This window comes from Halomonas sp. NPDC076908 (assembly GCF_050269715.1).
Taxonomy (GTDB): domain Bacteria; phylum Pseudomonadota; class Gammaproteobacteria; order Pseudomonadales; family Halomonadaceae; genus Vreelandella.
The window spans coordinates 159,865-172,837 of the sequence record NZ_JBNNIW010000003.1; the positions used below are offsets into that span (position 1 = coordinate 159,865).

Consider the following 12,973-nt stretch of genomic DNA (forward strand, 5'->3'; position numbering starts at 1 on the left):
TTTTCCGGCCATGGCGAAAGACTCCCGCTTAACCCTATCGCCGATGCCTTTCAATAGCCATATTAGCTTTGCTTGCGGCCTTTACCGGCGGCAATTCTCAGACGCAGCGCGTTAAGCTTGATAAAGCCTTCAGCGTCTTTCTGATTGTAAGCACCCGCATCATCTTCAAAGGTAGCAATCGATTCATCAAACAGCGACTCATCAGATTTGCGGCCTACCACGGTAGCGTTACCTTTGTAGAGCTTCATACGCACGACACCCGATACATTCTTTTGGGTTTCGTCAATCGCCGCCTGGAGCATACGACGCTCAGGGCTCCACCAGTAGCCGTTGTAGATCACTTCAGCGTATTTCGGCATCAGTTGATCTTTCAGGTGGGCTTCTTCGCGATCCAGGGTCAGCGACTCAATAGCGCGGTGGGCGCGCAGCATAATGGTGCCCCCTGGCGTTTCATAGCAGCCACGGGATTTCATGCCCACATAGCGGTTTTCAACGATATCCAAGCGACCGATACCGTTATCACCGCCGAGCTTGTTGAGTTTTTCCAGCACTTCATGCGCTTTCAACGGCTCGCCGTCTACGGCCACGATATCGCCTTTTTCATACGTCAGTTCAACGTAGGTGGGCGTATCGGGAGCAGCTTCAGGAGACACGCTCCAGCGCCACATATCGTCTTCAGCTTCGGCCCAAGGATCTTCCAGAATGCCGCCCTCGTAAGAGATATGCAGCAGGTTGGCATCCATGGAGTACGGCGATTTTTTCTTTTTATTGGCAAAGTCGACCGGGATGTTGTGCTCTTCGCAGTAAGCCATCAGCTTTTCACGCGAGGTTAAGTCCCACTCACGCCAAGGAGCGATCACTTTCACACCCGGCTTCAGGGCATAGCCACCTAGTTCGAAGCGCACCTGGTCGTTGCCTTTACCGGTGGCACCGTGGGAAATAGCATCGGCACCAGTTTCGTTGGCGATTTCGATTAAACGCTTGGCAATCAGCGGGCGGGCAATAGAGGTGCCCAACAGGTACTCGCCTTCGTAGATAGTGTTGGCACGGAACATCGGATAGACGTAGTCACGCACAAACTCTTCGCGCAGGTCTTCGATATAAATCTCTTTAACACCGAGGGCTTGCGCTTTGGCGCGGGCTGGTTCAACTTCTTCGCCCTGGCCGATGTCGGCAGTAAAAGTCACTACCTCGCAGTTGTAGGTTTCTTGCAACCACTTAACGATTACGGATGTGTCCAGGCCGCCTGAATAAGCCAGCACAACCTTTTTGACATCGGACATTCTTTGCTCCTTTAAAAAGATAAACCTTTGCGATTGGTTTTTGACACAGACGCTGAGTATAGCGTTCTCAATGCCCAGCGAATACCGTCAACGACGCCAGCAGGGTAAAGCTGCTAGAATCACACCATTCAAAGCGGTGGCTTGCCGCTTATTTCGACTGATACTCGCTTTACTATTACTCGCTTTACTATTACTCGCTTGAAAAGAAGGAGAGCTACATGAGCGAGGCAATTGCCCGCGAATTAATGGCCAAACGTTTTCGCAGTTATCTGCCAGTGGTCGTTGATTTAGAAACCGGGGGATTTAATGCCCAAGGCGATGCCGTGCTTGAGATAGCCGCCGTCACGTTAACCATGGATCCGGAGGGCAACCTGCTTCCTGATGCTACTTATGCCTACCACATTCACCCCTTTGAAGGGGCGAACGTTGAGCAGTCAGCGCTCGACTTTACCGGCATTAACCTAGACGATCCGTTACGTCGTCAGGTAGCGCTAAGTGAATCGGAAGCGCTGGGTGAGATTTTCAGACCGATTCGTAAATCGATCAAAGCTCACGACTGTACCCGAGCCATTTTAGTCGGACACAACGCGGCATTTGATCAAGGTTTTCTAAACGCCGCGGTCGATCGCTGCGGTATTAAACGTAACCCATTCCACCCTTTCTCAAGTTTTGATACCGCCACGCTTGCAGGTTTGATATACGGACAAACGGTGCTTGCCCGTGCCTGTCGCGCGGCAGGTATCGAATTTGATAATAAAGCGGCTCACTCTGCCCGATACGATACAGAGCGTACCGCCGAATTGTTTTGTGCCATGGTCAATCGCTATAAGGATTTAGGCGGCTGGCAGTTGGCCCAGCGAGAACAGGAAATGGATGGCATCGATTAGCCAGCCATCGACGCTAATGCAGTTAGCAGGGCTTTACGCTAAACTTTGCAACCTTGGTTTAATATGCGTTTGTCCAACCAGCTAGGTGAAATTGCGCTTATGCTTGGCTAACAAACAGCAGTTGCCTTTACCCTACCCGTTTTAGGAGATGAGACGTTTCCATGGCCCAGCATAATGCCTTTTACGCCCAATCCGGTGGCGTCACCGCCGTGATCAATGCCAGCGCCTGCGGCGTTATTGAAGCCTGCCGTCAAGCCCCCGATCAAATTGGCAAGGTATACGCCGGCCATAACGGTATTATCGGCGCATTAACCGAAGACCTTATCGATGTTACTCAAGAGAGCGATGAGTCCATTGCCGCCCTTCGCCATACACCTGGCGGTGCCTTCGGCTCTTGTCGCTACAAGCTGAAAGATATTGATACTCATCGCGCCCAGTACGAGCGTTTGATCGAAGTATTTAAAGCCCACGATATTCGTTACTTCTTCTACAACGGCGGCGGCGACAGCGCGGACACCTGCTTGAAAGTTTCTCAGCTTTCCGAAAAGCTGGGCTATCCGCTCACCGCTATCCACGTGCCTAAAACCGTCGACAACGACCTTCCGATTACCGATAACAGCCCCGGTTTTGGCAGCGTTGCTAAATATATTGCCACCTCTACCCTGGAAGCTTCGCTGGATATCGCTTCCATGTGCGCAACCTCTACCAAGGTGTTTGTGCTTGAGGTCATGGGTCGTCACGCCGGTTGGATTGCCGCTGCCGGTGGCTTGGCGGGTCAAGCGGAAGGCGAGCCTCCGCATATGATTATCTTCCCGGAGATTGCGTTTAATCGTAAAGCGGCCATGGCACGGGTTGAAGAGTGCGTTAAGAACTATGGCTACTGCGTGATTGTGGTTTCTGAGGGTGCGCGCTACGAAGATGGCACTTTCTTAGCCGATGCGGGCAACACCGACGCCTTTGGTCATCGCCAGCTTGGCGGTGTGGCACCAACGCTTGCGGGCATGATTAAGCAGGATTTGGGCTACAAGTACCACTGGGCAGTGGCCGACTACTTGCAGCGCGCAGCGCGCCACTTGGCGTCTAAAACTGACGTTGAGCAAGCCTATGCAGTGGGGCGTGAAGCGGTCACCCTGGCGCTGGCGGGTAAAAACGCGATGATGCCTGCCATTCGTCGTATTTCTCAGTCACCTTATCAGTGGGATGTGATCTCTGCCCCGCTCTCCCAGGTGGCTAACAAAGAGAAGTTCATGCCCCGTGACTTTATCACTGAGAATGGGTTTGGCATTACGCAAGTATGCCGCGACTACCTGTCACCGCTCATTCAGGGCGAAGACTTCCCTCCGTTTGAAAACGGACTGCCGAAAGTAGCTAAGCTCAAACTCGCCAAAGCCGAGCGCAAGCTGCCTACTTTTACGCTTTAAACCGCTAACTGATCACCGGTCATTGCGAACGCAGTGAAGCAATCTCGGGGTTATTTATCACCACACGTAGATTGCCGCGTCGCTTCGCTCCTCGCAATGACCTATCCCTGTTTTAAATGTATTGCGCTACTAAGGCTTTAGTTAATTAAAATTTAACGTAGTAGCCAGGAAAGCACGAGTAGTAACAGCAATATTCCTGCTACACCCTGCCAGAAACGCCGCGGCTCCTGGCGATTATCTTCCCTGGAGGGCAGTCGCCCTAGCGGCTTTCTGAGTGCGTGCAAAAATTCCGATAGACGCCTGAATCGCAATGCCCGTTGAGGGTCTAGCGCGCGTCGCAGTGCGTCATCGAGTTCTGGCGAAATTTCGGGGTTGGTGGTGCGCGCGCTGCGAAAACTCAACTCTTCAAGGTCAGTATGGCTGCGCAGGCGATTGGGCGTCAGCGTATAGGGCAACGCGCCGGTTAACAGCCAATAAACCGTAGAGGCTAACGAGTATTGGTCGCTACGCCGACCGATGCTGTCACCCAACGCATATTCAGGGGCGGTGTGTTCGTTAAAGCCAATCTGGCGAAGCAGCTCTCCAGAGTGGCGATGCCCTTCGCTATCCCGCATATGGCAGGCACTGAAATCGGTAAGCACTAACTTGCCGTGGGGGTCGATCAGAATATTATCCGGGCTAATCTGCTGGTGAATAATATCGCGGTGGTGAAGCGCCTGAACCGCCTTACCTAACTGATTGGCAATATCGAGACGCTGAATCAGGCTTGCCTGAGGATGCCGCTCCGCCCATTGGCGCAGCGTCTCACCCTCGATATGCTGCATCAAATAATACAGGTAGCGCCGTGGCCGCGAGGGCTCCATCACCTTAACAACAAACGGCGAATTGACCCGTTCAACCACCCACTGCTGAAGTAGAAAATGTTCAAGATAAGCATTACGCAGTGACAGTTCCGGGCTTGGCGCTTTCATCACCATTTCTCGTTCGGTGTGAACATCGCGTACGCGATAAACCCTGGACTGCGCCGTTCGGGACAAGACTGCCTGCACTTCTAAGCCATCTAACCGCTGACCGGGCGCAAGCTCAGGTGGAATCGGTAAGTCGCCGTATAGCTGACCGGGGTGCTCGCTTATTTCTTCAGGCAACTCATCTATTCGTACGAGCTGAAAACAGAACTGATCGCCGCCATAGCCTCGCTCTTGAGCACGCTGTTTCGCTTCATCCGCCAAACGCTCACAAGCGGCATCCAAATCGCTGGCATCCTGGCGAATCAAACGTACATAGTCAGAGGGCAGCAGCGTGCCGCGCACCCCCTGGGTGGTGAACAGGAAAAGATCGCCCTGCTTTAGCGCGATATGGGTGTAATCGATATCGACACTGCCATCCATACCCAAGGCGCGGGAAGGGTAGCGATAGCCGCCTAAATCAGTTACATGGTCGCGGCTTAACTGCTCAAACTCTGCGCCGCGCAAGCGAAAGACCAGCGTATCGCCCATATGAAACAGATGGGCCTCACAGCCTCGAAACACCATCACCGACATAGAGGATACAAAACTGCCCTCTTTTACGTGCTGGCTTTGGCTGTAGCACCAGCTGTTAAGCGCGCGAAGCACCCGAGTTGCGGAGGTTTTGACGTCCCAGTGGTCGGGGGTTGAAAAGTAGTCAGCTAAAAAGCCGCGCACGCTTAAATCGCCCGCCTGCTTGGCCATGGTATTGCGTGAGATAGAGTCACTGATAACGGCACAGCCACCTTTCGCACGTAGCAGAGGCGCTTCAGGGAAACGAACCGACATTGAACTGCGGTGTGAGCGCCGATCGGGTGCGACAAACGCTTGACCATAACTGATGAGCAACTGGGCGTGCGACAAGTCATCCTCCTAGGCTGCCGACTCGATCGAGGGACATCACTGTCAACCAATAGTGGTTATGATACACGCTGCTGAGCTGAAACGATGCCCGCCAAACGTCTCTATCGTATTAGCACGCTTTTATATTCGCTCTATTTTACATCGACCCACCTATGTCGCATTGGTAATCGCGCGGTCATCTTCGTATAATCCCCCGCTATAAACGACTCTGAAACAACTGCCTAGCCATGCACTACCAAGGAATCAACGATGAACTTCGATAATATCCCTGCTGGAAAGGATCTCCCCAACGACGTTTACGTAGTAATCGAAATTCCAGCTAACCACGATCCGATCAAATACGAAATTGATAAGGATATGGGCGCGCTACTCGTTGACCGTTTCATGGCCACGCCTATGTTCTACCCAGCCAACTATGGTTTTATCCCGCACACCCTGGCAGACGATGGTGATGCACTTGACGCGCTGGTCGTTACCCCGCACCCCGTTCAGCCCGGCAGCATTATCCGCGCCCGCCCCGTCGGCATGCTGAATATGACCGATGAAGCCGGCGAAGATACTAAATTAGTTTGCGTACCCCACGCCAAGCTAAGCTCACTCTATGACGATATTCAGGAAGTAACTGACCTACCTGAGCTGCTTCGTCAGCAGATCGCTCACTTTTTCGAGAACTACAAAGATCTCGAAAAAGGCAAATGGGTGAAAGTAGAGTCTTGGGAAGGCGCTGACGCTGCACGCAAAGCAATCGAAAAAGCCGTTAGCGCGTACCAAAAAGCGTAATAACATTACGGCGGCGCTACTTTTGCCATGAATACTATAAGGCTGCCTACGGGCAGCCTTATTGCGTTAAAGATTAACGTAGTATTAGCGGGCGCGTCACATCACCGCAGCTTGTACGCGAGGGGTTTAAGGTTGCGGTATGCTATCCATCTTACCTTGCGATGCCATTGATTAAGGACGCACCGTGTTATCTCTTAAACGACTGAGCTTGTTTACACTATTAGTTTTCGTCATCGGTTTGTTACCGCCGATTGCCCACGCTCAATGGTTTACATCATCCAGCAACCAAGATGACTTCTTACCGGTGATGGAGGCCTTCCAACCCACCGCTTGGCACGATGGTAATACACTGTTTATCGGTGTAGACATCGCAGATGAGTACTATCTTTATCGCCACCAGTTAGCGGTTGCTGGTGAAACCGACAATGTCATGCTCGGCGAACCCAATATTCCGGAAGGCACCTTCACTAACGACGAGTTTATGGGTGATGTTTATATCTTCCGCGACCAGTTGGTATTCGAAGTTCCGCTAGAGCCCCCTTACTCAGGCCCACTTAGCATTGAGTTCACCTTTCAAGGCTGCGCCGATGCAGGGCTATGCTACCCGCCGGAGCGCACGAATCTTGAGGCCAGCGAAACTCAACCCCCCAGCCAGTTTGCAAATTGGGATGTCGCTAGCCGCGAAGTGACCGCCGCTGGAGCCGCTGCATCTGAAACCGCCGTTCAGGGTGGCTTCAATGCTCCACAAAGTGAAGATAGCCGCTTCAGCGCCTTAATCAGCGATGCCAGCCTACCACTGGCGCTGGGGCTATTTTTCATCGCCGGCCTGGGGCTGACCTTTACGCCCTGCGTGCTTCCGATGATTCCAATTTTGTCATCAATTGTGGTGGGGCAGAACCCAACCAGGCCACGCGCCTTTGTGCTTTCCGCCAGCTATGTGATGGGTATGGCGCTTACCTACGCACTGGTAGGCGTTTTGATGGGGCTGTTCGGCGCGGGACTTAATCTCCAGGCACGCTTACAGTCCGCCCCGGTATTAATTACCTTCGCAGCGCTCTTTACGCTCTTTGCACTCGCCATGTTTGGTGCGTTTAACCTCAATCTTTCACCCCGTTTGACCAACCGTATTGATGCTTGGCAGGCGCGCGCTCAGCGCAGTGGTCCGCCGGGCTTAGCCTTAGCGGGTGCGCTATCGGTGTTGGTAGTATCACCCTGTGTTACGGCACCCTTGGCCGGGGCACTGGTGTTTATCTCCACAACGGGGGATGCAGTGATGGGTGGCGCCGTGCTATTTGCATTGGGCTTGGGTATGGGCATTCCCTTACTGCTCGTCGGCACCTTTGGCACTACCCTACTGCCGCGCACTGGCGCTTGGATGAATGGCGTAAAAATCGCCTTTGGCTTACTTCTTCTTGGCGTGGCGATTTGGATGGTAGAGCGCCTGGTGGCAGCGCCTATTGCGCTGCTGCTATGGGCCGGGCTGGCGATCGGCAGTGCACTGGCTTTAGGGGCACTGAATTTCAATCAGCCACAGGGCTGGCCGCGGGCGCGGCAAACCTTGGGTCTTATGTTACTTGCGTGGGGGGTACTGCTGGTGATTGGCGCCGCTCAAGGGGGCAACAACCCCCTCCGGCCACTAGCATCCAATACCAGTGCGCCTAGTGAACAACAAGCGGAATCACTCAATTTCATTGAAATAGATAGTATCACCGCGCTGGATGAAGCCATCGCTCAAGCTGACAATGCTGGTCAGCCAGTGTTTGTGCATTTTACCGCCGATTGGTGTATTTCCTGCAAGCTAATGGAGCGTGATGTTTACCCTGACCCTCGCGTCTCCTCTGCTTTGAGTGGCTATACATTAATTGCCGCCGATGTCACCCATACCGATAGCCAAAGTCGTGAGCTGCTTGAGCGGTTCAATCTGTTTGGCCCACCCAGCCTGCTGTTTTTTAATCAAGGAGAAGAAATTCGTGATGCACGAATCCAGGGTGAAGTAACCGCCGATCAGTTGCATGGTCACCTTGAATCTGTCAACCAGTGGTTGGCCAACAGCTAATGCCACCATCCTCGTCAGCTCGGTGTAAAAGCCTTAATGCAGTCTTCTGTCGCGAACATCCTCAAACAGTTGTTTAAATTTATGCTAATCGGCAGCTTCTGGCTGTCGCTGGACATCCTCGCACTTTTTCGGCAAACTCCGCTCCCATATTAGCTAAAATTTTCCTTTTTTAGGGGTGAGAACGAGGTAACGTTCGCTAACATGCAGCGTTCTCTTCATTTTTAAATCTGGTTTACTGCGCTTAATGAGCGCCACAAAGCGCTTCTCGCTCTACGCTTAAGCATTTTGTGACTACCTTTTATGACATTGATGGGGCTATGCCATGGATATCCGCAAAGTTAAAAAACTAATTGAACTGCTCGAAGAGTCCAATATTAGCGAGATTGAAATTCAAGAAGGTGAAGAGTCAGTACGCATTAGCCGTCACCCAAATGGCGCCTCTTGGCAGCAACAGCCAATGCCGCAATATGCGCAACCTAATTACGCACCCGCCCCCAGCGCTCCAACAGTAACACCGGAAGCTGAATCAGCCGGCGCTAGCTATCGTGGTGAAGCGGTGAATTCCCCCATGGTAGGGACTTTCTATCGCAGCCCGGCTCCAGGCGCTAAATCGTTTGTTGAAGTTGGTGATAGCGTTAAGCAAGGCGATACCGTGTGCATCATCGAAGCCATGAAAATGATGAACCAGATTGAAGCTGACCGTGACGGCGTAGTGGAAGCCATTTTAGTGGAAGATGGCGAGCCAGTGGAATTCGATCAACCTATGATCGTTATCGCTTAATCTTTCATTTTCAACACGGGTGGATTCTCCCATGCTGGACAAGGTACTTATCGCGAACCGCGGCGAGATTGCCCTCCGTATCCTACGGGCCTGTAAAGAACTGGGCATTAAAACCGTAGCGGTGCACTCAAAAGCTGATCGTGAGCTAATGCACGTTCGCCTAGCAGATGAAGCCGTGTGTATCGGGCCGGCCTCGTCAACGCAATCTTACTTGAACATTCCTGCGTTAATCAGTGCTGCTGAAGTGACTGACTCAAGCGCTATTCATCCTGGTTACGGTTTTTTATCGGAAAACGCCAACTTTGCCGAGCAGGTAGAGCGTTCGGGCTTTACCTTTATCGGACCCCGCGCTGAGACAATTCGCCTGATGGGCGACAAGGTCAGCGCTATCCAGTCGATGAAGGAAGCCGGTGTTCCTACCGTTCCCGGCTCAGACGGCCCATTGGGTGACGATGACGCCACTAACTTAGCCACCGCGAAGCGCATCGGCTATCCGGTCATCATCAAAGCAGCCTCTGGTGGCGGCGGCCGCGGTATGCGCGTGGTGCATACTGAAGGGCATCTGCTATCGGCCATTACCGTGACCCGCACCGAAGCGCACGCTGCGTTTGGAGACGGCACGGTTTACATGGAGAAGTTTCTTGAGAAGCCGCGCCATGTAGAAGTGCAGGTACTTGCCGACGGTCAAGGCAACGCCATACATCTTTTTGATCGCGACTGCTCACTGCAGCGCCGCCATCAAAAAGTGCTTGAAGAGGCACCGGCACCAGGTCTTGACCCGGAAGCCCGCGCCAAAGTGCTTGAAGCGTGTCGTCAAGCGTGCATTAAAATTAACTACCGCGGCGCCGGCACCTTTGAGTTCTTGTACGAAGACGGTGAATACTTCTTCATTGAGATGAATACCCGTGTTCAGGTTGAGCACCCGGTCACCGAAATGGTCACCGGCGTGGATATCGTCAAAGAACAGCTACGCATTGCCTCTGGCCTGCCGCTGTCGATTCGGCAAGAAGATGTAAAACTCTCAGGCCACGCTTTTGAGTGCCGGATTAATGCCGAAGACTCACGTACCTTTATGCCCTCACCTGGCAAGGTCACGCTGTTTCACGCACCAGGCGGTCTAGGTGTACGCATGGACTCACATCTCTATACAGGTTACACCGTGCCTCCGCATTACGACTCTCTGATCGGCAAGCTGATCACTTGGGGAGCAGACCGTGAAATCGCCTTAACGCGGATGCGCAATGCCCTCGACGAGCTATTGGTAGAAGGCATCAAAACCAATATTGACCTGCAAAAAGACCTGGTTCGCGACAGCTACTTCCGTCAAGGCGGCGTCAATATTCACTACCTGGAAAAGAAACTCAGCAGCTAAATCTGCCTTTCCAGCGTCACGATTGATGCCTAGCGGGGTGGCTATGTCCACCCCGTACTCGTTTTTTATTCGCGTTGCGGAGAATCTCCATGCCCTGGCTTCAACTCAAAGCCCATGTCGCCCCTGAGCAAGCAGAGTTCCTCGAAGAGCTCTTGATCAATGAGGGGGCAACGGCCATTGGCCTTCAAGACGCCCACGATGACCCGGTATTTGAGCCTGAGCGCGGCACCACACCGCTTTGGCAAGATACCATTCTAACGGGCCTCTACGACGACCTTGAGGGCGTCGAGAGCATGCTGGAGCGTATTCAAGCTGCATGGTCGGAGCAACAGCCTGGCGAACCCTGCCCAACCATCGAGTATGAGCTACTGGCCGACCGTGACTGGGAGCGTGAGTGGATGGATGATTTCACCCCGCTACGCATGGGCCAACGGCTTTGGATTGTGCCCAGCTGGCACGAGCCGCCAGAGGCCGACGCGGTTAACTTGATCCTTGATCCTGGCCTTGCCTTTGGCACCGGCACACACCCCACAACAGCCCTATGCCTTGAGTGGCTGGATGAACTCGCGGTTGCCGGACACTTAGCGCAGCAGCCGGTACTTGATGTGGGCTGTGGCTCGGGCATTCTCGCCATTGCCGCGCTCAAGCTGGGCGCCAGTCACGCTGATGCCACCGACATTGACCCCCAGGCGTTGCAAGCCAGCCGTGATAACGCAGAGCGCAATGGCATCGCCGAAGAAGCGTTAAACCTCTACTACCCCGAGCAGTTAAGTGATGGCGGGAGCTATCCCATTGTGACGGCCAATATTCTGGCGGGCCCGCTTGTCGAACTGGCAGCAATGATTGCCGGGCATGTGGCCCCTGGCGGTCGCATTGCACTATCCGGCATATTAGCCAACCAGGCCGATGATGTTTATCAAGCCTATGCAGCCCAAGGGATTACCATGCAAGAGCCGGTAATTCGCGAAGGCTGGGTGCGCCTTTCTGGTCAGCGTCCACGTTAAAGCAGCGTACGGCCTTCACCCTGCCGCTGAGTAGGCGTATCATACGCCCCCTTGAAAGCGCCTACTCATCGCTAGCTCAGTTTTTAGACAGCCCAATGCCATGACAATAAATGTACCCGCCACTTCCGGCTTACCCACCATCGGCCCGTATCAGTTACCCAACCGGGTAATACTTGCGCCGATGGCGGGCGTCACCGACCGCCCTTTTCGTCAGCTCTGCCGACAATTGGGGGCTGGCTGGGTAGTAGGTGAAATGGTGACCGCAGATCCCAGCCTATGGCATACGCGAAAATCGCAGCTACGTATGGATCATCGTGGCGAGCCCGACCCGCGCGTTGTGCAAATCGCGGGTGGCGATGCAGCAATGCTGGCTCAGGCAGCTCGCTTGAATGCCGAGTTGGGTGCGCAGATTATTGATATCAATATGGGTTGTCCCGCAAAAAAAGTATGCAATAAAGCGGCGGGGTCAGCCCTACTGCGTGATGAAGCATTGGTGGCAGAGATTCTTGAGGCGGTAGTCGCGGCGGTTGATATTCCGGTGACGCTTAAAATTCGCACCGGCTGGTGCGCTGAAACGAACAATGGGTTGCGCATTGCGCAACTTGCCGAGTCAGCGGGCATTCAATCGTTAGCCGTACATGGCCGACATCGCGAGCAGCGCTATACTGGACAGGCAGAGTACGACACGATTGCTGAGATCAAATCACGCCTCTCGATACCAGTCATCGCCAACGGCGACATAATAAGTCCTGAAAAAGCCGCCGAAGTGCTCGTTTATACCGGCGCTGATGCAGTCATGGTGGGACGTGGCGCCCAAGGCAACCCGTGGATTTTCCAGCAGATTAGTCATTATCTTCAGTATGGGGAGCGGATGGCACTGCCTACTCTCATAGAGCGTCACCACGTGCTTAAGGAGCATGTTGCGGCGCTACATGAGTTTTATGGCGACACCATGGGCGTACGAATTGCACGCAAGCACGTTGGTTGGTATCTCAACGATGACCCACGCTTTACGCAACCCCAACAGCGCGCGCTTAAGCAGCAGTTTAATGCATTAGCCTTACCCGAAATGCAATTTGATTGGATCAACGACGCGATGGCACCCGATGCTGCCACGCGTTTGCTAGCCAAAGGAAGCCATGCTGCATGACCGAACGCGATCTTCTCTCTAGCACGACTAATTCCCACACGGTCTCCCACCTTGTGGGCACGCTGGCCGACCCTGCCGCCAGCACACCCCCACAGCCGCTTCGGGAAGCTGTGGAGACCGCCATGCGCCGCTACTTCGAACATCTCGATGGCAGTCAAGCAACTGACCTATATGCCATGGTGATGGCTGAAGTTGAAGCACCCTTGCTGGCCTGCGTATTGGAACATACCGACGGCAACCAGACCCGAGCCGCAGATGTACTAGGACTCAACCGTGGCACCCTGCGCAAAAAACTAAAGCTTTACGGACTTATCGAAGGTGACGCCCCATAACGATGGGGCGTTGTTGTTTTTAATTCTCGATTCTGCACA

At 53.5% G+C, this 12,973-nt stretch carries 11 protein-coding genes; 9 read left to right on the forward strand and 2 right to left on the reverse strand.

All coding sequences use genetic code 11. From position 1 onward, the window contains the following. Positions 1 to 62: 62 nt before the first annotated feature. Positions 63 to 1,283, reverse strand: coding sequence for an argininosuccinate synthase (locus tag ACQKE4_RS02980; RefSeq protein ID WP_427386824.1), 1,221 nt, complete (start codon positions 1,281 to 1,283; stop codon positions 63 to 65). Positions 1,284 to 1,501: 218 nt separating this feature from the next. On the opposite strand from ACQKE4_RS02980, the gene rnt reads away from it, so the two are divergent. Together rnt and ACQKE4_RS02990 are read left to right on the forward strand one after the other, a co-directional pair. Further along, positions 1,502 to 2,170: a ribonuclease T gene (gene rnt, locus ACQKE4_RS02985; protein WP_427386825.1), complete on the forward strand. Its 669-nt coding sequence runs from the start codon at positions 1,502 to 1,504 to the stop codon at positions 2,168 to 2,170. 161 nt (positions 2,171 to 2,331) lie between these two features. Further along, complete coding sequence (locus tag ACQKE4_RS02990; RefSeq protein ID WP_427386826.1) at positions 2,332 to 3,591, forward strand: 6-phosphofructokinase; 1,260 nt, start codon at positions 2,332 to 2,334, stop codon at positions 3,589 to 3,591. 152 nt (positions 3,592 to 3,743) lie between these two features. On the opposite strand, the gene ACQKE4_RS02995 is transcribed toward ACQKE4_RS02990, so the two are convergent. Next, positions 3,744 to 5,459 (reverse strand): protein kinase domain-containing protein, encoded by a 1,716-nt coding sequence (locus ACQKE4_RS02995; RefSeq protein WP_427386827.1) that lies wholly within the window; start codon positions 5,457 to 5,459, stop codon positions 3,744 to 3,746. 249 nt (positions 5,460 to 5,708) lie between these two features. Here ACQKE4_RS02995 and ppa point away from each other — a divergent pair, with 249 nt between their 5' ends. From ppa to fis, 7 genes are all read left to right on the forward strand, one after another. Beyond that, a complete protein-coding gene (ppa, locus tag ACQKE4_RS03000; protein WP_427386828.1) occupies positions 5,709 to 6,239 on the forward strand; it encodes an inorganic diphosphatase in 531 nt (176 codons plus the stop codon). Between the two features lie 184 nt (positions 6,240 to 6,423). Beyond that, the gene (dsbD, locus tag ACQKE4_RS03005) at positions 6,424 to 8,295 is read left to right on the forward strand and encodes a protein-disulfide reductase DsbD (RefSeq protein WP_427386829.1); all 1,872 of its coding nucleotides are present in this window, start codon (positions 6,424 to 6,426) and stop codon (positions 8,293 to 8,295) included. A gap of 322 nt (positions 8,296 to 8,617) precedes the next feature. Beyond that, positions 8,618 to 9,076 (forward strand): acetyl-CoA carboxylase biotin carboxyl carrier protein, encoded by a 459-nt coding sequence (gene accB / locus ACQKE4_RS03010; RefSeq protein WP_427386830.1) that lies wholly within the window; start codon positions 8,618 to 8,620, stop codon positions 9,074 to 9,076. Between the two features lie 31 nt (positions 9,077 to 9,107). After that, a complete protein-coding gene (accC, locus tag ACQKE4_RS03015; protein WP_427386831.1) occupies positions 9,108 to 10,448 on the forward strand; it encodes an acetyl-CoA carboxylase biotin carboxylase subunit in 1,341 nt (446 codons plus the stop codon). 89 nt (positions 10,449 to 10,537) lie between these two features. Then, positions 10,538 to 11,452 (forward strand): 50S ribosomal protein L11 methyltransferase, encoded by a 915-nt coding sequence (prmA, locus tag ACQKE4_RS03020; protein ID WP_427386832.1) that lies wholly within the window; start codon positions 10,538 to 10,540, stop codon positions 11,450 to 11,452. A gap of 100 nt (positions 11,453 to 11,552) precedes the next feature. Next, complete coding sequence (dusB, locus tag ACQKE4_RS03025; protein ID WP_427386833.1) at positions 11,553 to 12,602, forward strand: tRNA dihydrouridine synthase DusB; 1,050 nt, start codon at positions 11,553 to 11,555, stop codon at positions 12,600 to 12,602. Beyond that, positions 12,599 to 12,934 (forward strand): DNA-binding transcriptional regulator Fis, encoded by a 336-nt coding sequence (fis, locus tag ACQKE4_RS03030; RefSeq protein ID WP_427386834.1) that lies wholly within the window; start codon positions 12,599 to 12,601, stop codon positions 12,932 to 12,934. Before dusB ends, fis begins: the two co-directional genes overlap by 4 nt. Positions 12,935 to 12,973: the final 39 nt, after the last annotated feature.